This window comes from Alicyclobacillus acidiphilus NBRC 100859, from assembly GCF_001544355.1.
Lineage (GTDB): Bacteria > Bacillota > Bacilli > Alicyclobacillales > Alicyclobacillaceae > Alicyclobacillus > Alicyclobacillus acidiphilus.
The window spans coordinates 1-21,388 of sequence record NZ_BCQI01000058.1 but is presented as its reverse complement, the minus strand read 5'-3'; the positions used below and the strand labels follow the sequence as shown (position 1 = coordinate 21,388).

Annotated in this window: 20 protein-coding genes and 1 pseudogene; 11 read left to right on the top strand and 10 right to left on the bottom strand. The window is 51.2% G+C overall.

What is annotated here, in order from left to right:
• Positions 1-106 precede the first annotated feature (106 nt).
• Positions 107-871 (bottom strand): SDR family oxidoreductase, encoded by a 765-nt coding sequence (locus AAC01S_RS14995; protein ID WP_067624162.1) that lies wholly within the window; start codon positions 869-871, stop codon positions 107-109.
• A 215-nt stretch (positions 872-1,086) separates the two neighbouring features.
• Here AAC01S_RS14995 and AAC01S_RS14990 point away from each other — a divergent pair, with 215 nt between their 5' ends.
• Entirely contained in the window at positions 1,087-2,709 is a 1,623-nt protein-coding gene (locus tag AAC01S_RS14990; protein WP_067624159.1) for an LppP/LprE family lipoprotein, read from the top strand.
• 27 nt (positions 2,710-2,736) lie between these two features.
• Here AAC01S_RS14990 and AAC01S_RS14985 read toward each other — a convergent pair whose 3' ends face one another.
• Positions 2,737-4,176, bottom strand: coding sequence for a DHA2 family efflux MFS transporter permease subunit (locus AAC01S_RS14985; RefSeq protein ID WP_157071209.1), 1,440 nt, complete (start codon positions 4,174-4,176; stop codon positions 2,737-2,739).
• Positions 4,177-4,292: 116 nt separating this feature from the next.
• Here AAC01S_RS14985 and AAC01S_RS14980 point away from each other — a divergent pair, with 116 nt between their 5' ends.
• Entirely contained in the window at positions 4,293-4,931 is a 639-nt protein-coding gene (locus tag AAC01S_RS14980) for a TetR/AcrR family transcriptional regulator (RefSeq protein WP_083511844.1), read from the top strand.
• Here AAC01S_RS14980 and AAC01S_RS14975 read toward each other — a convergent pair whose 3' ends face one another.
• Positions 4,932-5,960, bottom strand: a complete 1,029-nt coding sequence (locus AAC01S_RS14975; RefSeq protein ID WP_067624156.1) for a glycosyltransferase family 4 protein — start codon at positions 5,958-5,960, stop codon at positions 4,932-4,934. It abuts the gene before it with no gap.
• A complete protein-coding gene (locus tag AAC01S_RS18920; protein WP_083511843.1) occupies positions 5,957-7,684 on the bottom strand; it encodes a glycosyltransferase in 1,728 nt (575 codons plus the stop codon). The genes AAC01S_RS14975 and AAC01S_RS18920 overlap by 4 nt, the downstream gene beginning before the upstream one ends.
• Positions 7,685-7,866: 182 nt before the next feature.
• On the opposite strand from AAC01S_RS18920, the gene AAC01S_RS14965 reads away from it, so the two are divergent.
• The 3 genes from AAC01S_RS14965 to AAC01S_RS14955 are packed head-to-tail and all read left to right on the top strand — an operon-like array spanning position 7,867 to position 10,560.
• Positions 7,867-8,856: an SDR family NAD(P)-dependent oxidoreductase gene (locus AAC01S_RS14965; RefSeq protein ID WP_245630243.1), complete on the top strand. Its 990-nt coding sequence runs from the start codon at positions 7,867-7,869 to the stop codon at positions 8,854-8,856.
• Between the two features lie 13 nt (positions 8,857-8,869).
• On the top strand, positions 8,870-9,589 hold the full coding sequence (locus AAC01S_RS14960) for a sugar phosphate nucleotidyltransferase (RefSeq protein WP_067624153.1): 720 nt from the start codon (positions 8,870-8,872) through the stop codon (positions 9,587-9,589).
• A complete protein-coding gene (locus AAC01S_RS14955) occupies positions 9,586-10,560 on the top strand; it encodes an NAD-dependent epimerase/dehydratase family protein (RefSeq protein ID WP_067624152.1) in 975 nt (324 codons plus the stop codon). The genes AAC01S_RS14960 and AAC01S_RS14955 overlap by 4 nt, the downstream gene beginning before the upstream one ends.
• Positions 10,561-10,572: 12 nt before the next feature.
• Here the strand turns inward: AAC01S_RS14955 and AAC01S_RS14950 are convergent, their stop codons facing one another.
• From AAC01S_RS14950 to AAC01S_RS14930, 5 genes are all read right to left on the bottom strand, one after another.
• Complete coding sequence (locus tag AAC01S_RS14950; protein WP_067624148.1) at positions 10,573-11,454, bottom strand: YVTN family beta-propeller repeat protein; 882 nt, start codon at positions 11,452-11,454, stop codon at positions 10,573-10,575.
• A gap of 152 nt (positions 11,455-11,606) precedes the next feature.
• Positions 11,607-12,377 carry a sulfotransferase domain-containing protein gene (locus tag AAC01S_RS14945; RefSeq protein WP_067624143.1) on the bottom strand — a complete coding sequence of 257 codons (771 nt, stop codon included), beginning with the start codon at positions 12,375-12,377 and terminating at the stop codon, positions 11,607-11,609.
• 448 nt (positions 12,378-12,825) lie between these two features.
• Positions 12,826-13,566: an ABC transporter permease gene (locus tag AAC01S_RS14940; protein WP_067624140.1), complete on the bottom strand. Its 741-nt coding sequence runs from the start codon at positions 13,564-13,566 to the stop codon at positions 12,826-12,828.
• Positions 13,567-13,579: 13 nt separating this feature from the next.
• Complete coding sequence (locus AAC01S_RS14935) at positions 13,580-14,305, bottom strand: ABC transporter permease (RefSeq protein ID WP_067624134.1); 726 nt, start codon at positions 14,303-14,305, stop codon at positions 13,580-13,582.
• Complete coding sequence (locus AAC01S_RS14930) at positions 14,302-15,216, bottom strand: ABC transporter ATP-binding protein (protein ID WP_067624132.1); 915 nt, start codon at positions 15,214-15,216, stop codon at positions 14,302-14,304. Before AAC01S_RS14930 ends, AAC01S_RS14935 begins: the two co-directional genes overlap by 4 nt.
• Before the next feature lie 720 nt (positions 15,217-15,936).
• Between AAC01S_RS14930 and AAC01S_RS19990 the strand changes: the two genes are divergently transcribed.
• From AAC01S_RS19990 to AAC01S_RS14910, 3 genes are all read left to right on the top strand, one after another.
• Positions 15,937-16,785, top strand: a complete 849-nt coding sequence (locus AAC01S_RS19990; protein WP_157071208.1) for a transposase — start codon at positions 15,937-15,939, stop codon at positions 16,783-16,785.
• A gap of 927 nt (positions 16,786-17,712) precedes the next feature.
• The gene (locus tag AAC01S_RS14915; RefSeq protein WP_067624128.1) at positions 17,713-17,907 is read left to right on the top strand and encodes a hypothetical protein; all 195 of its coding nucleotides are present in this window, start codon (positions 17,713-17,715) and stop codon (positions 17,905-17,907) included.
• A gap of 577 nt (positions 17,908-18,484) precedes the next feature.
• On the top strand, positions 18,485-18,763 hold the full coding sequence (locus tag AAC01S_RS14910; RefSeq protein ID WP_067624122.1) for a hypothetical protein: 279 nt from the start codon (positions 18,485-18,487) through the stop codon (positions 18,761-18,763).
• A gap of 321 nt (positions 18,764-19,084) precedes the next feature.
• Here the strand turns inward: AAC01S_RS14910 and AAC01S_RS14900 are convergent, their stop codons facing one another.
• Positions 19,085-19,921 carry a recombinase zinc beta ribbon domain-containing protein gene (locus tag AAC01S_RS14900; RefSeq protein ID WP_067624117.1) on the bottom strand — a complete coding sequence of 279 codons (837 nt, stop codon included), beginning with the start codon at positions 19,919-19,921 and terminating at the stop codon, positions 19,085-19,087.
• On the opposite strand from AAC01S_RS14900, the gene AAC01S_RS14895 reads away from it, so the two are divergent.
• The 3 genes and pseudogenes from AAC01S_RS14895 to AAC01S_RS19765 all read left to right on the top strand — a co-directional run.
• Positions 19,892-20,686, top strand: coding sequence for an ExeA family protein (locus AAC01S_RS14895; protein ID WP_083511838.1), 795 nt, complete (start codon positions 19,892-19,894; stop codon positions 20,684-20,686). The two genes, AAC01S_RS14900 and AAC01S_RS14895, sit on opposite strands and share 30 nt — an antisense overlap.
• Before the next feature lie 9 nt (positions 20,687-20,695).
• The gene (locus AAC01S_RS14890) at positions 20,696-20,926 is read left to right on the top strand and encodes a DUF5348 domain-containing protein (protein ID WP_067624114.1); all 231 of its coding nucleotides are present in this window, start codon (positions 20,696-20,698) and stop codon (positions 20,924-20,926) included.
• 262 nt (positions 20,927-21,188) lie between these two features.
• Positions 21,189-21,388: pseudogene (locus AAC01S_RS19765) on the top strand (IS21 family transposase); the annotation flags it as partial.

The following is a 21,388-nucleotide window of genomic DNA, read 5'->3' as shown; positions in this document are numbered from 1 at the left end:
AATTGACAATTCGGCCCCTGGCGCGTAGCTGCTTGTCGATCATACTTGGGAGCACTCGCAATGATACCAGTCCTTTCCGGCCATCCGCGAATCGACGCAGAAAAGGTCAATACGCCGTCCAACCTGCGTCAGCGATGATGACGGTGCCGTTGACAAAGCTGGAATCGTCGGACGCCAAGAATAACGCCAATTTCGCTATTTCGTCAGGTTTTCCCATTCGCGGATTGAGTCCCATGCCGACCATGGCTCTCTGCATGCCGAGAGCCGACATATCTACGTCTGCCATATCCGCGCCGATATTCGTTTCAACACCCCCTGGTGCAATGGCATTGCAGCGAATTCCAAAATTCGCGTATTGGAATCCTACGTTCTTCGTGAGACCTACGACCGCGTGTTTAGAGGCTGTATATGCGGCGCCAGCGCGGGATCCAAACAATCCACCGACAGACGCGGTGTTAATGATGACTCCGTGTCCCTGTTTCATCATGATGGGCAGCGCCTTGCGAATGGCGCGCATGGGGCCGCCGACATTGACAGCAAAGACGCGCTCCCACAGTTCATCGGTGACGTCTGCGGCAGCCGTCATTTTATCCATGATGCCGGCATTGTTCACCAAAATGTCGAGTGCTCCAAATTCAGACACTGCCGTATTGATCATAGTTTGGATATCTTCTTCTCTAGCAACGTTCGAGACAATGGGAATTGCGTTGCCTCCCGATGCCTGAATTTCCTTCGCGACTTCATTCAACGGTGCCTCAGCAATGTCCGCCAAAACGAGTTTAGCACCTTCTTGCGCGAACAGCTTGGCGATTTCCTTTCCCATCCCCGAACCCGCACCTGTAACAACCGCGACCTTGTTTTGCAGATTCAAGACAATCTCCTCCCAACATGCAATTCCTTGCTCTTTCAGTCTAACTCCCTTTCCATAAATAATCACTGATTCACAGGAACGTTGTTGGAGTCGAGTAGCACGGGGAGGAAGGACAACCTCTTCAAAAATGAAAATCATTGGATCGAAATCTGTTGTAACTCTCCATCTCGTTGTCTCGTCTAGTCAGTGCAGGCAAACACGAGGAGGAACTCATGATGGACAAACGTCTTACGATCATATCGGTCACAGGCCTTGTATTGTTTACTTTAGCTGGATGTGCGACGAACTTGAACGCAAGCGGCGCGGACGGCAATGAAGTCGCGAATCGCGCAACGGCCAATATGCCTTCGGTCAATTCGCCAACAGGGGCGGCATCGCTCAATCCCAATTTTGCAAACCAAATCGCACTGATACGGGGAAAAGGATATCGCGTCAGTGGCTCGTCGCCTGACGCGTCGGTTCAGACCAGTTCGGGTGGCACACTCACAGCGTGGATCGGTACAGATGAAGAGGATGAACATCATCAATTCGTGTTCTTCTTCCTCAATGGGACCTATTTAGGAACAGATACGGCGAAGCCCAGCGTCGAGATCGCAAGTGCGAAGGCGGTTGGACACGGTATTGCGGTGACATATCCCGTATACAAGAAGAACGATGCGCTCGCCAATCCCACTGGCACGCCGGTGACGATCACGTATACGTGGAATGGCTCGAAGTTGGTCCCTGACAGGCCGTATCCCAATCAGTTTCAAGCAAGTGGAGTGACCGCGCCGGCAGGTACCACGAATTCAACGGTCCATGTCACTTCCTATGCAAACTCGTCTCAGGCGGCGAATGAGATTTCCGCGATTCAGACAGGGAACAGTTACCTCACATTTCAAACGAACAATCCAGCGGTCAATTTGGGCCTCGGGATTTCCGCCAAACAGGACGGTGGTCTGGATCACTACGGCTTGCAGTGGCATGAGGGGAATTGGACCCTTGAAACACTGTGGTTCGGGGTGAACCAAGGCGGCCAACAAATGGCGAAAAACATCGTCGCCTATCTGCACACACACATGCTGCCTGCGCCGCACGACCATGGTGTGATTGTTGTTAATAGCACAGATCCAAATTCTTCTGCCATCGATCCAACCACCATCATCGCTTGGCAGGAAGGCAACCAAGTCTACCAATTGAAACAAAGCGGCAATCCAGTGAGTGCGCTCGCAGCAGTGATCAATCAACATGCGCAGGGGTCGTTTGAGCAAACGTTCAAGAGTGCCGGTGCATCGCGGGAGGTTTTTCTGACACCGAGCGTTGGGTTTCAGATCACGAATCTGGGGGGTGGCGCGAGCAACTTTGAATATCGGTTTTCCAAGACGACCAATGGCGGCAAGACATGGACCACCCTTTCGACAGGGCGCTACAGCGACGTGGAAGGAATTTCGTTCATTGACGATCAAACGGGCTTTCTGCTGAATAACTCGCCTGCCTACGCGATAACACCAGATCTATTTGTGACACACGACGGTGGCGTGACTTGGAGCGAACAAAAGCTGCCGATACCAAGTGCCTACAAGAACGCTTACCGCGCGAGTCAATATCCCATCTTCTTCTCCACGAAGGTTGGGTTCATTCCTGTCTACGGTGAACCGACAGAGCAATCGACGACGAGAAAGTTCCTCTACATGCTGGTGACAACGAACGGCGGAACCTCGTGGACCGCATGGAACGGCTCAAGCGGCGGTGGCCTGAGCTGGAACGTAAGCGGCCAGAAACTGACGGTCACCAAGGGAACACAAACGATTACCGTCAACGGCTTGCTCGGAATTTGGAATGTGTCAACCGGTTACTGAGATCGGAACGAATTGCCGATTGATGGTTCATCCGTTTGACCCGCGTTTGTTTCCGGGAAGGAGAAACGCAAATAGAAATGCGAGTATGGTAAACCCAATCGACCACCAGAATGTGTTGTCAAATGCACTGGACTGTGCTGCGATCCCCGACATCCCATGGGAGGAGAGTTGGTGATCGAGCACGACTGCAAACACAGCAGCGCCGAATGCGCCGCCAATCTGTTGGGCGATTCGCGTCGCCGTACTTGCATGGGGGATATCTTCCCTGCGCAGCCCTTGAAACGCGGAAGACATCACCGCGATGGTTACGCCACTCAGGCCCATACCGCGCACAATCAGGGCGGCGCCGAGGAGGACGAGATTGGTGTGTGGGCCCACCATCGCGAAAGGCAGTGTACCGATGACACAAAGCGCGCTGCTGAGCAGCACAACCAGTCGCGGCCCGTGATGATCGCTCAGTTTACCGGCCAAGCCACGAGACAATAACGAGCCAACGCCTTGGGGAATCAACATCAGTCCAGTTGTCAAAACGCTCTCTCCGCCGATTTGCTGGTAATATAGCGGCAATAGAAGCATAGCCCCGTACGTCGCCAGGCCGGTCAAGAAGAGCAAGATGGAAGCGCCAGTGAAAGAACGGACACGAAACAACCGCAGATCGACGAGCGGAGCAGATGGGATGGTGAGCGCATAGACGATGAACGCGATGAGCAGTATTGCGCCGATGATCAGGGGAAGAATGACATCCCACTTGGCAAATCCACCTTGCGACCCAACTTGGCCGAGGCTGTACAACAGCGCAACCAGAGCGGGGGACAAAAGTGCGAATCCGATGATATCGAGTTTCTGTCTTTGTTGAACAGGCTTGTCGGCAGGCAAACCGACCCATGCCAGGATCAACGCAGCGATGCAAATGGGGACGTTGACGTAGAAGATCCAGCGCCAGCTTAGGTCGTTGACAATGACGCCTCCCAATACTGGGCCCAGAATCGGTCCCAATAACGCCGGCAAGCTGATGATGGACATCAAACTTCCGAGTTTGCGTCCGCCGGCGGCCTGCATAATCATGGTCGTCAACATGGGAATCATGATGCCGCCGCCAAGACCCTGCAGAACTCGGAACGTGATCAAACTCGCGATATTCCACGATAGCCCTGATAGAACCGATCCGATGAGAAACAGCACCAGGCCGATCATCCACATTCGCTTGTTGCCGAGGCGGCCGGCAGACCATCCGGTGATGGGGATGATCATTCCCATCGCCAGCAGGTAGCCTGTCATGATCCATTGTATGGTCGAGATCGACGCATGCAGACTGCTGCTGAGCGAGTGCAAGGCGACGTTCATGATGGTGGTGTCAAACAGCGGGGCCAATCCGCCTACGATGAGGATGATGGCGGTTTTCACAATGGCGGGATCGAGGCGTTCCCTCGTTGACTCGTTTGTTTTGGACAAGTTTCCTTGTTTCATGATTGTTCTCCTTTCAAACGGCTCTTCGATAAGATACGAAACGTATCGTATCTATACGTGGCCATGATACACTAGAGCGATAAGGAACGCAACGTGTTTAAAAGGGAGATTGAACAATGCAGGAAAATCATGAGGAAAGCGAGACGGTTCGTTCAGAGGAAGACAGGGAGCGGCACACCGGAACGCGCCGGCGCGGCGATGTGCTGGAAGCCGACATTCTTCGCGCCGCTTGGGATGAACTGCAGGCAGTCGGTTATACGCGGTTGACCATGGAAGGTGTGGCCGCCCGCGCAAAAACGAGCAAAGCGGTGATCTATCGGCGGTGGCCAAATCGGGCCGAACTGATTCTTTCAGCCTTGCGTTTGCGGGGACCCATACTTTCTGGGGAAGTGCCGAATACAGGAAGCTTGCGTGGTGACGTGCTCGCGTTGCTGCGTCGAGCCGAGGCTAGGTTGCAGGAAGCGGGGATTGAAACCATCCATGGACTGATTGCCGAGGTCATCAACAGCGATTCGCCGCCAGAATTCTGGCGTGATCGCAAAGGCTTCATGGAGATCATGGAGGTCATTTTGAAACGAGCGGCAGAGCGGGGAGAAGTCGATCTCGACAGGGTCACGCCAAGGGTCATGACACTGCCGATAGACCTGATACGCTACGAGGTGATGGTCGCGAATCAGCCGCTGTCGGAGAGGGTCATGACCGAGATCGTCGACGATATTTTCCTTCCGTTAGTCGGATATCGAGTGATGGGGTGATCAGCCGAGAAAGTGAAGGATCGCGCTATGGAATTGCTCTACCGTGCGCTGCCACGTCCACTTTTGCGCTTCATGCTCACCGGCTTGCGCCAATTGTCGGCGCAGCCGTGAGTCGTCTATCAGCGTAATGACGTCATGAGCGAGGCGCTCCTCATATCGATACGACAATAAGCAGTTTTCCATGTGACGGCAGTAGTCGGCATTTCCTCCCGAATACGTCGTAACCACCGCCGCGCCGCATTTCATCGCTTCAAGTCCGGGCATGGATGCGGAATCATAGACAGATGCGCTGACGAAAATATCCGTGTCATTGTATACACTGCACAGTTCTTCATCCGTTTCCGGGGAATGGAAACGGAATCGTCCTTGGTCCCGCAAGTGTTGTAAAGTGGACGACAAGTCGAGTTCCTTGCGTGGACAGATCAGGTTGATGACCGTATCGGGGCGTTCTTGACACACACGCTCGAGTTCACGCACCAGATAGGGCTGTTGTCGATGCCACGACCAAGTTCCCTCGGCGTGTCGGACGATAGCCGTGACGTGCGTGGTTGAATGATGTTCACGACGGTGGTCGTTGTGAAAGACGTCACTGACGCCCACAGGTGCGATGCGTGCTTCGATGCCATGGTTCAATTGCAGAATCTGTTGCTGCCAACGCGAGAGAACGATAAATTTGTCGGTCAAGTGGTAGCTGTCAAAAGTGATGTGATTATCGGGAAGAAATGTAGGCTCGTAGCATAATGGGAAACGAACATGCACGCCTTTTCCATTCGCACTGGCCGCCGCGGCCGATGGGACCGTTGTATAGTAGTTTGACACGATCACGTCTGCGTCCGGATAGTCCTCGGCGTGAATGACGGAATCTGGCGTTCGAACTATCCTGGCGCGAACAGGATATTCGACCTCTCCCTGCGTCGGCATGAGAATCGTCACGTCGTGTCCCATATTCACGAGGCCATTGGTGACTTCCGCCAATACGCGCTGCGCTCCGCCGATGCACAGTGTGAGAATGGGGAAAGTGAATCTCATAGCTGTTCCTCCTTGTCGATCAGGCGGTCCAACCCTTCCTTATATTTTTCCTGAATCACAAACACTTCTTTTTGGATGGCGCGTTCGTGCCGCTTTGTTCCCATCTCGCTGTGGACGCGATAGCGAACGATTGGATCATTCAGGTAGCCGAAATGATAGTGTGGCAAAGCGCGCAGCCACAACTCGTAATCGTGCGCATAGGGCAGCGATTCATCGAACAGGCCGATTTCGTCGAACACACGCCTGTCAATCATGATGGTGCAGCCGTTGATTGGGCACCATTCACGCATGGTCTTGTAAAATTCCGTCTCGTTCGCAAATGTGGTTCGTATCGGTTCACTGATCGCTTCGTTTCGTTCATTCATATAAATGAAGGCTCCGTGGCTAATCATCTCGCCACGCTCTTGCATGAATCGGACTTGCTTGATCGTCTTGTCCGGTGTGAATTCATCATCAGAACTCAACCATGAAATGTAGTCCCCTGTGGCGTGGCGGATCCCAGTATTCAAGGCGGTTGCGGTTCCGCCATTTTCCTTCCGGATGTAGCGAATGTATCGTCTGTACGGTGCGATTTTGTCGGTATAGAGCGTCGATCCGTCGTCGACGACGATAATTTCTAGATTCGAATACGTCTGCCCAAGTGCGCTTGCCAAAGCGTGATCGATGTATGGACTGTTATAAAACGGGATCACGATGGATACTTTTGGCTCCACGTGACGCGTTCGATCCCGCTCTATCTCTTCCAATGTCCGAATCATGTTCTGCAGGTACGTCTCCTTGGTAAAACGAGACGCGGTCGCTGTCCCTTCCTTGGCGAGTTGGGCTGCCAATTCCTCGTCATTCAAGACGCGAATAATTCCTGCGGCGAGTTCTTCCGGGTTTTTCGGCTGTGTCAGGATCGCGTTCTTCAGATGTGTACAGTAATCCAAAAGCCCGCCTGAATTGGTACTGACGACAGGCGTTCCGCACGCCATCGCCTCCAGCGGCGGTAATGCAAACGCCTCAAACCAAGAGCTTGAAACGAACACGTCCGCGGTCCGATACAATTCGGCCATTTCATGTTCGCTCGTCGGGTGGAAAATTTCATATGGAATACCTGGTAAAGATAAATCGCCTTCTGGACAGACCATGTGAACCACGAAGTCTCCATGGTACGATTGTCGAACTTGTTCAATCGCCTCTTGAAAATCATGGAATCCTTTGAGTGCATATCCGAAATCAGGGTTGCGGGCGATATACATAATCACTTTTCGATCACGTTGTTCGCGCGGCGCGATCGCTGGGCGAAACACGCTTGTGTCCACTCCAAGTGGTACAACATGGCCGCGCTGATGGGTATGAGCGGCGATTTGATCATTGAGCCAGTTGGAAATCGCAATCAAGGGCATTCCCTGTTTGTAAGTCCACAGGGCGGCATCGCGATCCTCGACCCAGTACGGTTCGAAACCAAGACTCAAGCGAACGCACTGGTCAGGATACGCCTCGAGGGCGCCTATGCACGTTGTATAGAAATTGGTCAAGATGATGTCTCCAAAGGGAATGTGTTCGCGCGTTAAAGCGGGCACAAAGGTGAGTTTCCCATGGACTTCGTATTTGACGCTGGCCGTCTCCGGTATGACAACCTCTGTTTCGTGACCAGCTGCTTGCAAAGCGTTTGTGATATCGACTAAGACCTTACAACCTCCACCAATATGCAGATCACCGACCGGGATCACAATCTTCATGTTTTCACCTCTGTTGCATGACGTTCCGGTTACGCTGCCGTATCGTACGCCAAGCGGACGGAATGTGCTTAGACAAAGCGGATTCACACACGTCCAATTTTCACGGCACCAGGGATTCGCCCTCTCGTCGATCAGGACAAAGCAATATCTGTGGGAGTGAGAGACAAGGGGGAGTGACTTGGGTGGATTTACAAAACAGGAAGGTACTCGTCACAGGTGCGGCGGGTTTTATCGGCAGTCATCTGATGGAGCAATTGCTCGATCTCGGTGCAGAGGCGAAAGCGTTTGTTCATTACAATTCGACGAATCAGCGAGGGTTTCTCGATGACTTGCCGGCCGCGCGGCAAAAGGAAATCGAAGTGATTCAAGGCGATCTCAACGATGCCTACGCCGTCCGCGCCGCCGTCAAAGGTGTAGATGTCATTTTTCATTTGGGTGCTCTGATTGCCATTCCGTACTCGTATCAAAATCCATATGACGTCATTCACACCAACGCGCTTGGGACGCTTCACGTAGCGCAAGCGGCACTTGAGCACGGCGTCTCCCGCGTGGTCCATACCTCAACCAGTGAAGTGTACGGAACAGCTCGCTACGTGCCGATGGACGAAGGGCATCCGTTGCAGGGACAATCCCCTTACTCGGCCAGTAAAATTGCCGCAGACAAGATTATGGAAAGCTTTTATTGTTCCTATCAGCTCCCTGTTGTCACTGTTCGCCCATTTAATGCTTTTGGTCCACGTCAATCCATGCGGGCCGTGATTCCAACCATCATCAATCAAGCGCTTCATCGCTCTGAAATTGTCTTGGGGAATTTGACAGCTACTCGGGATTTTACGTACGTCGAGGACACGGCGAGGGCTTTTATCTGCGCGGCAACCGCTCCACAAGTCGTCGGCCAGGTGTTCAACGCAGGTTCGTCGTTTGAAATTTCCATCGGGCAAGTTGCTCAAATGGTCCGCGATTTGGTCAAACGTCCCGTCCCGATTCGCACAACAACGGAACGATTGCGTCCTGCGAACAGTGAGGTGGATCGACTCTACTCCGACAGTGAACGTGCACATCGGTATCTCGGTTGGAAGCCGTTGATTTCGTTTGAGGAAGGGTTACGGCGAACGATTGATTGGATAGCGCAGCATGCGCACCTCTATCGTCCCAATGAATATGTCATCTAAGGAGGCGCTGCCGATGGAGGCCATCATTGTTACTGGCGGCAAAGGCCTGAGAATGGCCCCGTTTACGAAGGTTCTACCCAAAGGGCTGTTACCGATCGATGATCGACCGATTTTGGAAATCATCGTTCAACAATTGAAAAACTACGGCTACAAGACGATTCATATGGCCTGCGGTTACTTGGCTTCACTCATTCAGGCCTATTTTCAAGACGGTAAAGAGTTCGGTGTGAACATCGATTACTTTGTGGAGCCAAAGCCCCTTGGCACCGCGGGCCCCATCAAGAAGGTACGGTTGCAGTCGGATCAACCCGTGTTGGTCATCAACTGCGATATCCTGACCACGCTCAATTTTCGCGAGATGATGGATTTTCATAAGGCAGGGAGCAGCTTGTTAACGATCGCGTCGCAGAAAAAGAGTGTCGCGATTGAATTCGGCGTGTTGCAGACGAATGGACCCCGAGTCGATCAGTTTGTGGAGAAGCCCACCCAATCGGCGTCCGTCAGTATGGGCATCTATATCATGGACCCGGCCATTGTGGATTTTATTCCGGACGACACGTATTACGACATGTCCGACTTGATCGTCCAATTGCTTACCTTGGGACAAGAGATTCGCCACTTTGAAAACGAGTCTTTTTGGCTGGACATTGGGCGCCCAGACGACTTTGCCAAGGCAGGCGAGATGTTTCCTCGGATCAAAGATCAACTGTTGAAGGAGCCTGAACCACGGTGAGCAGACACAGGGTGCTGGTGACCGGAGCAAATGGGTTTGTGGGTCAACACATGCTCCAACATCTGCGGAACCTAGGCGTCGAATGCGTAGCGACAGGGCGTTCACGGAAAGAAGCGTGTTCGACGTTTCAGGTTCCTTATTACAGTTGCGATCTGCGTCGACTGAACGATGTTCAACAGCTGATGTCCACCGTTCAGCCGACTTGCGTCATCCATCTCGCGAGTGACACGAATTTGAGTGAAGCCCGCAACGATCCGACGCGATTCGTCTACAACAACGTCTTAACCACGGTAAATCTGCTGGAGAGCGGAACGACGATCGTTCCGACTCCCCACGTGGTTGTCATTGGTTCAGCGCACGAGTATGCCGCCGCGCGAACAGACAGTGACCGCGGTTTGCCGTATACAGAGGAATCTCCTACTCGACCTGCCAATCCATACGGCTGGAGCAAACTGTTTCAAACCTATGTCACTCGTCACTACGCGTACGTTCGTCAGTGTCCCACCACCATCGCCCGGACATTTAACCTGATTGGCCCTGGCGCGAAAAATGGGATTTGCGCGAAAATCGCCAACTCCATCGTCCAAATGGAGAGGGGAGAGATGGAGCCGAATTTGGTGTTGGGCCCGACTCACATGCAACGCGATTTTCTGGATGTGCGTGATGCGGTTTCAGCCTACTGGCATCTGGCGGATCGAGCGCCGCTTGTTCCCGGCGAGGTGTTCAATGTCTGCAGTGGGACCGCAATCAGATTGTCTCATTTGGTGGAAATGTTTCGGAGTATTTCTCGTGTTCCTTTTCGCGTCGTGGAAGATGCGGCTTTGTCTCGACCAGAGGAGCCTGAAATCGTCCGGGGGAGTGCCCAAAAATTGCGAGACGCGACGGGGTGGTCCCCGAAATACACGCTGAAGCAGTCCATTGCGGACATCCTGGCCGATTGCCGAGCGGGATATCCCCGTGACAAAGGTTAAGGGTGCTCAGCTCTACGCTTCGACGACGCAGAGCGGCGTCTTTTCGACGTGGTAGTATCCCAACGTCGCATAGGATTCAGCATCCAGGACGGCCACGCGGCGTGATCCGAAACATGCCACATAAATCCGCTTGCCATCCAGTGATTCTGAGATACCCATGGGAAGCCCTTCGACGGGAATTTCGTGAATTGCGGTATCGTCGTTCGTGTCGAGTACAGTAACTTGATGAGCACCAGCATTCGTCACATAGACACGATGTCCGTCATGCGATACAGCAATTCCGTACGGAACCGCTTTAACCGGAATGGTCCGCAACAGCGATTTGTGTTCGAGGTCCACGACGGAAACCGTCTTTCCTCCTCCATTGGTCACATATGCTTTTTTGCCGTTTCGCAGCACTGCAATTCCCACCGGATGATTCCCAACGGCGACAAACGCGTCGTGCTTCCCGCCTTCGGTCAAAGCGACGAATGACAGGGAATGATTCACTCTGCTCACGACCATGAGGTGGCGACCGTCAGGTGCCAGCGCCATCGCGGTCGGCTGCTGCTCCAGGCGGATCACGTCGACAACGCGATCGTCCGATAGTCGAATGATCGATATGCTGTTATCTCCCTCGTTCGCGACATACGCGCTTGCGCGCTGTTCGTCGATGACAATGGCAACAGGCGTTTGGCCGACGGATATGGTTCCTGTCACTTGCACGGTTTTGACATCGACAATTGACACCGTGTTATCCCCTTCGTTGACAAGGTACAGCTTCCCGTGAGGCGGATCACACGCCATCGCGCCTGGGTTCCTCCCCGTCGAAATGGTCCCTTCCAGCAGTGCTTGCGCTGGGTTAATCACGCTGAGCGTATGGGATGAGTGGTTGGTTACGAACAATCGGTCCATCCGTCACCCTCCTTGTGTATGTGGGACTGGTCTCCAATCATCGTATGCAATCGCGAGGTGTGTTGCGTCGATCTAGCGATGTCCAAGCGCATTGGCAGTCGAATCGAGGATCCGCGCTTGCTGCAAACAGATGGCACAAGCGGGGGAGATGGTCAATCTTCGTACCCGAATTCGGTTAGGAGAGGATGGATAGACTTCGTGAACGCCTCCGCATCTTCCGAAGGGATATGTGTTCGCCAGTCTCCGATCACGCCCTTTCGAAATGTCCCGCAGGTACTGGGATCGATACTGTCTTCCATCGCTTGTACAATTTCACGCAACTTTCGCGTAGATAGATCCTCATCGACCAAGTATCGAACCATTCGGGCGAGGGTTTGCGTTCTGGATGCTTGGTTCCGAACGAGATCTTCATATTTGACCACGAGCGTATTCGAGTCGTAGAGCCAGCCAAGAAATGAAGAGGCCCATGACACAAGGTCCGGATAATGCATTTCGTCATCTTGGATGCCATTCATCAGTAGGTGAATACGTTCCAGATTGGTCGATCCATGTTCGAGCAGATAGGAACGCAATGGATGCATGGTGTGGTATTCAGGCTTGTTTACAATAAATTCAACAAGCGACACAAGGACATCCCGTAGATCGCGAATGAGGAAAACCTGCTTCATTTGCAAGCGTCGCAGCATACGCGACCATTCTTGCGAATAATAAATGTGCCCAACGCCGAAATGTCCGTTTGATAGTTGACCCAATCGATAGAAACTCGCAGCGTAATCGTACGGATCGAAGAATGTGTCTGCTGGATGATGCCGTATATTGGGGAATCCAGAAAAAGCCTGAATAAGAAGATTGGTTCCACTCTTGGGTATGGAATTTAAAAACCATGGTCGAGGCAGATTGTTCGCCTTGCATTGATCACGCACTGAAGACCCACCTTTGCAGCTCAATTGTGCAGCTTCCATTACCGTATGTAAGTCGCAGCTCATGTTCCACGGCCATGTGATGAAGTTGCATAATTTGTTATTCGGTCCTAATAATATCCAAATGCGAGTGGGTTTTTGCGCAGCATTGAAAAGAACAGTATTAGTGCTTCATAAATTACACGGAAATTCTCGGAGGGGGCAATCATACTCTAAATAAGTAGTCCACAGTAGTCCACACACCCAAAAAAGGCGACTTCCATTGAGGAGCCGCCTTGCCAATTCAGTGACCAAGATGATATGTAATCGCACGAATGATGAGCCATATTCCCAACACGCTTAACATGAAGCCTGCAAAGTTTTTGTTTCGTTTCAAACGCAATCACCCTGTACTTTATCGAGTAGGTTCGGCGAATCTCTTCCTGCTTTACCTCCTCCCCTTATGGGGGCTTTAGGAGGTGATGTCTCGTTTGGCGAAATGAAGCCATCCCACTAAGATCAGTACGACACCCGAAATAATAATGGTGGATGTAGTTTTTGTGGTCATGTCGAGAAAATGGTGACCGCCGGGCATCATCGCGAGCATTGGCTGTGCCCAAGGATACACTGGTCCAAACCGAGAGGAGTGTGCAACGGCAACACCAGGGATGGTGAGAATGACGTTCACCGCAAACGGCGCGCCAAAGCTTTTCCACCACGTGGATACCCAAAGCTGTAAGGCGATCAATGGAATGATAGCGATCCAGCCGCCCAGAATGCTTCTGAATAACATGTTCCACGGAATAGGTGTCATTATATGCAGTACACCGACACCGGTTGATACGACTCCGAGCAATACCAGAATTTGTGCGAGTGCTACAAAAGCAAAAACATAGAGAAATTTCACCGCATAAATGGTCGTCCTTGGGATCGGGAACGCAAGGATCTGTTTCCAACCGCCGGACAAATGTTCCAATCGGCACATAAGCGAACAAAGTACTCCGGTCATCAGTGGCAACATCAGCAGTGAATACGCCATTACAACAATGAAATAGTAGCCGTTCCACGGATCTTCACTGAGGCTCTGCATACCGGCGCGGTGATGGGATGCCATAAACCCGATGGCAATCGCAAGAACCGGCGCCAAAATCACCGGAAACCAAATGCTGGATTTTCGAATTTTCATCCATTCCGCTTGAATGACGTTCCACATTATTTGTCCCCCCTTACTGAATTTGTTTTTTCGTAAACCAATAAATGCCTAAGCACAGCAACGCAACGCAGACGATGAGAGAAAGGAATATAGCTTGTCCTGGTGTTCTTGAATACGCGGCGGCGTCTCCTGGATAGACCCACGGGATCCAGCTTGGCACGACCTTTGCCACTACATGTGCAAAGCTAATAATGACACCAACGATCCCGACGCAAATTGCAAAACTCTGATTGGCAATGAGGACCGACAGCAGCAACTGCAGACCGATAAGTGCATAAGATGCAACGTAAGGTCCAAACCCTTCCTGCAAAACCGCGTGCCACGGGATGGGGTTGGAACCAAAACCAAGCAAATAGCCGGTAAGGAGGGTACCTACCATCGTGAGGACACTGGCAAACAGCAAATATAACAACAGCCAAATCAACTTACTTGAATAGATTTTAAGCCGCGAGATCGGAAGAGCAAGCAGCTGTTTCCATGTGTTTCCTTGGTGTTCCATACCATTCATTAGTGAAGCGAGCAATGCCACTCCGAGCACAATGGCAGGAATGGTTAGAAAGTTGACGTTTTGGATGAGACCGACCCAATGATTGACTCCTGGTGGTGCCATCTCATGCCAACTCACCAGATAATGGACGCCAGTTAAGCTGTTCACGCCCACTGCAGCCAAGATCACGAGCGGTAAAATCCATGTGTGTTGAAATTTAATCAAGTCCGATTTAAGGGCACCCCACATCATAAACTTCCTCCTGTGCCGATCAGGTTTAGGAAGATGTCTTCCAGAGACGGGGCGTGTTCTCGAATCCGAAATACATTGACATTATTGAGAACGAGCTTTTTGTTCACCGCTGCGGAGGTATCAGGGTCTACCGTTTTCAGTACAAGCGACTGGTCTTCAAGTACCACGTCCACTCCGTCTGTCCTTAGCAAATCATATGCTCGCGTCGGTTGATCGACATCAAGATAGAGTCTCGCTTCGCTTTCCTGGCGGAGCACGTCGATACGATCTTGAAACACGAGTTCTCCTTGGCGAATGATCCCGACCCATGTCGCCATCTGTTCAATTTCACTGAGCAAGTGACTTGATACAAGCACAGAAATCCCATATTCATGAGGCATATCCATAATGAGTTCGCGAATTTCGTGAATCCCCGTTGGATCAAGCCCATTCGTCGGTTCATCAAGAATTAAAAGTTTTGGATTTGCAAGAAGTGCGGTCGCGATTCCGAGGCGTTGCTTCATCCCTAACGAATAGCCTTTGACTGCTTTTTTAGCGGCTGGGGTCAAGCGAACGATGTCGAGTACCTCATTGATGCGCGTATCGGGAACGCCGAGCAAGCGAGCAAATACAGCCAAATTCTCAAAACCAGATAAGTGCCCGTAGTAGGATGGATTTTCCACAAGCGAACCTACCCTTTGCAAGATAGACTTCCTGTGTGTCTGCAATGACTCTCCAAACATCTGGATATCGCCGGAGGTTGGTCGGATGAGCCCAAGTAGCATCCGAATGGTCGTTGTTTTTCCCGCACCGTTTGGTCCAAGAAAACCGTAAATAGCACCTTCTGGAACCTGTAAGTCGATCGCATTCACTGCAATTTGTGATTTATACAACCGCGTAAGTTTGGATGTATGCACTACATATTTCGACACGATTAAACACCTCTTCACCCGAAGTCTCTTTCGATGATAACCCAGGGATATGGAGAGAACATGGATTTTTGAAGGAGATTACTCTGCGAAAACGTGGAGTGTGAGTGTATTCGTCAACCCGAAAAGTGGTTCCTTCGCGTTTTGGGTGATGAACGCGAATTGTCCCTTGATTCGACAACAATGTCCTCTCTAACACACTACGATTTGCGTAGAGGTGATAAACCCGAATTGCTTTCGAAGCATATTTACAGAACGCTTTCCTGGCTTTCTAGAATCGTCTTAACGGAAAACCATGCGATTAGATGGTCTTATCGCGCAAGTTGCGTTTTCTCTCGGCGGAAATCACGGTGTTGCTTTTTGCCGATGCTTGGGGTTGTCCGTATCCAAGGATACGCTACTTCGAAGGGTTCAAGAGAAGTCGGATCTACTTGATGATGAAGACATTTCAGTCATCGGTATCGATGACTGAGCTTATAAGCGTGGCCAGCATTATGGCACCATCATCGTGGATTTACAACGCCATCGACTTGTCGATCTACTACCGGACCGCAGTTCGTCTAGTGTAGCGAATTGGCTGCGTAAACACCGGGGATACGCATCGTTAGCCGTGATCGTGCTGGCATATACGCTGATGGGATACGACAAGGGTTACCTTGTGTCACCCAAATTGCCGACCGTTGGCATATTCTAAAGAACCTAGGAGACGCAGTGGAGCGGTTCATGAGCCAACAACGGTTACCCGGTCGTGACCCCATTGAAATGCCAGTCTCTGTTGAACCCCTTTCCGAATCCAGAACGTCCAACAAAGAACAAGAGACACTTCAACGTCGTCAGACGAAATGGGAACTCGCCCAACGTGTCCGACAGCTATACAGCAACGGACTAGGGGTATGCGCGATTGCTCACGAAGTTGGTTTGAGTCGAAAGACGATCCGTAAGTATATCTCGTGGACTGAAGTGCCCATCACCCGCCGAACATCGAGGGGTACCTTGTTGGATACGTACCGACCGTATATCGAGCAACTCGTTCAAGAACCTCTTTCCTGCCCAGTGATTCTCGAGCGAATTCGTGCAAAGGGATACACTGGCTTTCGCTCAACATTATCGCAGTATGTCGCGGATCTTCGACGATTACGGAAACGTGGTGAAGAGCCTATCGTACGACGCCATCGTGTCAGCCGAAGAGCGGCTGCAAAGTTATTGACCCAACCACGAGAACACTTGAAGGTCGGTGACATGCCTTACTTGACGAAACTCTTTGCCAAAGTGGATGGAACCACCACGCTCAATGAACTCGTACAGTCCTTTTATAACCTGATGAAAGTGAAAAATGGATCTGGGCTGGACAATTGGCTAGAACGAGCCATGGCATCTGGCATCCGCGAACTGCGGAATTTTGCACAAGGGATTCGCAAGGATTACGTTGCCGTGCTCGCCGGCATTTCGGAACCATGGAGTAATGGGCAAGTCGAAGGTCAGGTTAACCGACTAAAAAACCTAAAGAGACAGATGTATGGTAGAGCGAGCTTTGCGTTGTTGAGAGCTCGTCTGCTCCATGATGCGATGTAACCAACTTGTCCACAAGGCGGTAAATTTTGTAGACCGCCATACTCACGGACACGTAACTCCACCAAAAGTGCGAAAGAACCAATTTTAACCCGGCGTTGACAATTGCGCAGGGCTTGTAGGATATGCAGTTGGTCTGACGCTTTGATAAACTCCAAGTAGAGCATCCGGGAGTAGGATAGGACCATGGCAAAACACCACAGTGTGCGCTGATTCCCTTCGGTGTCGATATACGGGAATGCACCTAGGTCGATCTGGGCCTGTTCACCAGGGCCTGTTTCGAACCGAACCGTTGCCTTGGCAGAGACAATGGGGCGAAGCGGGTGCATAAACTCGCGCAGGACCGTGATTCCACCCGTGTATCCCTGCTCCCGAATCTCTCGTAAAATCCGCTCCGCGTTCAGCACCCAAAAACGCATTCGCTGTTCTACATACGGCTTATAGGGCTCCAACTTACTGCCTTTCCGTTTGGTTCCAGCTAAAGGCTTCTTTCCATCCTCCTGCTCTTGGACCACCTTTCGAATTGTCTTACGGTCATGTCCAGTTCTTCGAGAGAGTTCAGAGATACTGACGCCTTCCTGATACATCCTTTTAACTTCCATTTTTCTCACTCTCCGTCATCGTGGCACCTCCCACAGCGATGTGAACGGTGCCGTCAATTCGACAAAGGGTGGGGAATTCATCCCGATGATTTTGGGGAATTGAATCCGTTATTTTTGGGGAATTGCATTCCGCTGTTATTGGGGATTTTACAACCGATGTTGACACCCGAGTAGCTGGCTGAATTTTTAACCCGTAGAGAGGTCTGCGACCTTACCCGTTCATGAACCTTGCCCGCACTTGAGCGTGGTCGTGGTTAACACAGAGCGGCTTATACAAATCAAATTTCAATTTTCTTTGTAGAAACTGGAAGACATAGGGGGTGAAAGCATGAGTGTAATGAGCATCGGGCAGTCGGCTAATTCTTTTTTTAAGAGTGTTCAGCAATTGAGTCAGAACCAGCAATCAGCGAGTAATCAAGCAGCGTCTGATCCTGACCATGACGGAGATACGGATACGCCGGGAACGATCGACAATGACTCGAGTCCAAGTGGAACAGGTCTATTCATTAACACCAAAGCTTAAAACATAGTTCTTACTAGGGACCTCGTACGAATTTGGTATCGGGGTCCCTGTTGTAACCAAATGATTTTCTTAAATGCTCGCTCATCAAATCCCTATTAATCTAGAGCGAACTTTCCCCGCTTGGACTATGAACCACTGTCGAAAATGTAGTTGAAGTAGTACGTATCGGTCGGGGATGCACACTACTACAATTCCGCCTACTACGACACCATTATCATTGAGCATATTGGAGGACAAGTATCGGTCTTTGCATGGTAACGTTCTTAAATTTACAGGGGCTAGTGACGGAAGTTAACGTAAAAAAGGTTATTACACGAAGGAAAATTGCGGGGCGCCGTTTCCGACCATTTTTGGTAATACTGTCGTCAGGGAACCCCCTCGAATACCGTCTGATCCATATAGCGAGAAAGCCAATGATTTCAATATGTCCGTACTATTGAGGGCTTGTACGGCTGCCACATCTCGGAAAGAGAGCTCCTCTAATCGTTGCGAAGGCCCGCCTGCGTTCAAAATTGTTGTAGGATGTTTTTGTTCCGGTTCTGTTGAGGTATACTCAAGCCAAAAGGTGGTGTTTGTGTTGGAACACATGACTATAGATGAGCTGTACGACAAGCTGAAAGGCAAGCCTTATGTGGAATGGACTGATCTTGTTCGACTGATCGAAGATGAGTTCCAGATAAGCTTGGTGGTGGAAGAGAGCCCGGCCGAAGAAGATGTCGAGGCGATTGCCAACGATCCGGATGTCTTGCGACAAATTCGAATGAGCCAGCAGGATCGCGAGAATGGTCGTATTTACACGCAGGAAGCTGGACTCGAGTACCTACAAAATAGAATCCAGGGTTCTGAACGTGGATAAATCGTATCATGTCACTTGGTCCAAAACGGGTATCGATGAATTAGCCGGAATACTCGCCTATCCGCCCCATGTGAAAGAACGGATTTTCGTAGACTCTTTTCACCGGCTCTCCCACACTCCAACTTTGACCGCAAAACAGATCCGAAATGGCCCTTTAGAAGGCTATTGGGTACGGCGGGGGCTATACGAGGTCATGTTGATCTTCCGAGTGGACGAAGAGCACCTTTCAGTTCAGGTCGACGGTATCAAGCATAGGGCACAGAATGTGTACTGGATGCGGGACAAGCGGTAAAGGAGCGTTATTTTCCGTATCAAGAATGTTCAACGATATTTCACGTGAATGTTTACCTCATCCCCATTTCTGCTATATTCGGTGCGTTCAATAATCAACTTCATGAGCCGGTTCCGCTCTTTAACGTCGATGACGGTGGTCCACGAGGCTTTGAGTTCATCAATCAGTTGTAGCCGCTCGGCATGGGTGAGGGGAGAGCATCCGTCCAAACTTTCCTTGAGTTGCTCGTACTCGTTCTCCTTTTTCACGATCAGATCTTTCAGGCGTTCCAGCCGCGTTTTGTATTCCGCCTTGGTTACATCGCCCATCACATACAGGTCCTTGAGCCGATTTACCCAGTCGCGCAGCGATTCAAGTTCTTTTTCCTTCGTGTGTAGCAGATGTTCCGTCGGGATTTCCGATGTACCAGTTTCCACTGGTGTTTTCAAAAGTTCTGCCTCGTGTTCACGAAGGCTTTCCATGACCGCCTTTTCCACATGTTCAAGTTCAATCCCCCGATTCGTGCAGGAGTTTCCGAAAGCATCGGTCTTCTGGCACTTCTTCACGAGCGTGCGGCCGTCCGGCTTCGGTTGGAACTGAAGAGAGTACCCGCATTTGCCGCAATAGAGCAGGCCGGAAAGCAAATAGGTTCCGCGCCGGGCGAGCTTGGGTTGAATCCGGCGACTTTCGAGCAGGGTGACGATTTCCGCGTGTTCTTCTGGTGTTTTGACCGCCGGATGCGCATTTTCGACAACGATCCAGTTTTCGCGCGGAATCATCCTGAACGGTGCAGCCTTGCGCTTCTTGTGGAGTCCACCCGTTGTTTTGCCGTATATGACGCGACCGAGATGCACTTCGTGTTTGAATCCTTCTACGGCTTGACTCATACGCCCTTCTCACGGGACATTCCAACAGATGAACTCTACATGTCGTCTACACTGGAAGACATTCTGGGTCGACTAAAGTATGCTGCCGAGCGCCAGTGGTTCGCAGTGGTGACCGGGGATTGCGGGACTGGAAAAACCACAACCATCCGTCGTTTCTCGGAGGCGCTGGAACAGTCGAAGTTCAAAATCTTGTACCTTTCGGATTCAAAGTTGACCCCGCGACATTTTTACAAGGGGATGCTCGAGCAACTCGGTTGTGAGGCGAAGTTTTATCGCGGCGACTCGAAGCGTCAATTGCATCGTGAGATTGAACTCATGCGCGGGATACATAGTCTCAGTCCGGTTGTTGTCGTAGACGAAGCACATCTGCTAGACCGGGAGATGCTGGAGGAAGTAAGATTTCTTTTGAATGTCAAAATGGATGCGCAAAGTCCCATGGCGCTCATTCTCGTCGGGCAAAATGAGCTCTGGGAACGGCTCAACTTACAGGCCTACACCGCTATAAGGCAACGCATTGACCTACAGTGTAAGTTGCATCACTACGACCGCGCTGAAGTCGGGGCATACATTGAACGTCATTTAGCGTACGCAGGAGCCGGGCAGCAGTCCATCTTCTCGGACAAGGCAGTCGATGAAATCTATCGTTTCTCGGTCGGAGCTCCACGACTGGTCAACAAACTCTGTACGCACTGCCTCATGTACGGCACTCAAAATCGGCAACGGATTTATCGACGACCACATGGTCGAACGCGTCATTCAAGGTGAATGCTCATGATGGGACGGAAATTACAGATGTTCTACGATCCAGAGGTGTCGCGCTGGGTGGTTGAGGGCAATGACGAATGGTACAGGTTGCACTGCGGGGAACTCTTGCAATTTCACATTGAACGCACAACGCTTCGTGGACGGCTCGAGCTCGGACGATCATCTTGGTACATCATCAGCGGCGACGTGGCGTTCGGACTCTTAGAGAACCGGCGATACATGGTCAGCGTCGACCTATAGAAACACTTCGGGAAGGGGGAAAGCTCTCTTCCCATTCCTTTAAGCACTCTTGGACAGCAAATCCGTCAATTCAGGGTCAACTTACGCCGTCCATTTCCGGACATTATGCTGTGTCAGTAACAACCTGGCTTGAGGAAGATGAGCGGATGCCTCGCAAACAACGACACACAGCTCGTCACATCTTTACCGTCTACGAGACGAATATGGGTTTATAGGTGGAGAGCGGACAGTCAGCCAGTATGTGTCTAAGCGCCGCAATCAGATGGCGCTGGAGCGATCTGAGCGCTTTGAGCGGCTTGAGCACCGCGGAGGCGAGGCGCAAGCAGATTTCGGTACGGTGCACATTGTGAAGTCCGGTGAATTGGTCGAACGTAAAGTGCTAACCGTGTCTTTTTCGTCCAGCAATGCAGCGTTTGTCTTCCCTGTCCCGAAGGAGAACACAGAGTGTTTTTTGGGAAGTAC

Excerpts from the sequence above, each read along its gene's own strand:
- AAC01S_RS19990 (WP_157071208.1), top strand. The coding sequence starts at position 15,937 with ATGAGCCAACAACGGTTACCCGGTCGTGACCCCATTGAAATGCCAGTC.
- AAC01S_RS14915 (WP_067624128.1), top strand. The coding sequence starts at position 17,713 with ATGAGTGTAATGAGCATCGGGCAGTCGGCTAATTCTTTTTTTAAGAGT.
- AAC01S_RS14950 (WP_067624148.1), bottom strand. The coding sequence starts at position 11,454 with ATGGACCGATTGTTCGTAACCAACCACTCATCCCATACGCTCAGCGTG.
- AAC01S_RS14990 (WP_067624159.1), top strand. The coding sequence starts at position 1,087 with ATGGACAAACGTCTTACGATCATATCGGTCACAGGCCTTGTATTGTTT.
- AAC01S_RS18920 (WP_083511843.1), bottom strand. The coding sequence starts at position 7,684 with ATGAAGATTGTGATCCCGGTCGGTGATCTGCATATTGGTGGAGGTTGT.
- AAC01S_RS14985 (WP_157071209.1), bottom strand. The coding sequence starts at position 4,176 with ATGAAACAAGGAAACTTGTCCAAAACAAACGAGTCAACGAGGGAACGC.
- AAC01S_RS14935 (WP_067624134.1), bottom strand. The coding sequence starts at position 14,305 with ATGATGTGGGGTGCCCTTAAATCGGACTTGATTAAATTTCAACACACA.
- AAC01S_RS14940 (WP_067624140.1), bottom strand. The coding sequence starts at position 13,566 with ATGTGGAACGTCATTCAAGCGGAATGGATGAAAATTCGAAAATCCAGC.
- AAC01S_RS14900 (WP_067624117.1), bottom strand. The coding sequence starts at position 19,921 with ATGAGTCAAGCCGTAGAAGGATTCAAACACGAAGTGCATCTCGGTCGC.
- AAC01S_RS14890 (WP_067624114.1), top strand. The coding sequence starts at position 20,696 with ATGGGACGGAAATTACAGATGTTCTACGATCCAGAGGTGTCGCGCTGG.
- AAC01S_RS14975 (WP_067624156.1), bottom strand. The coding sequence starts at position 5,960 with ATGAGATTCACTTTCCCCATTCTCACACTGTGCATCGGCGGAGCGCAG.
- AAC01S_RS14960 (WP_067624153.1), top strand. The coding sequence starts at position 8,870 with ATGGAGGCCATCATTGTTACTGGCGGCAAAGGCCTGAGAATGGCCCCG.
- AAC01S_RS14980 (WP_083511844.1), top strand. The coding sequence starts at position 4,293 with ATGCAGGAAAATCATGAGGAAAGCGAGACGGTTCGTTCAGAGGAAGAC.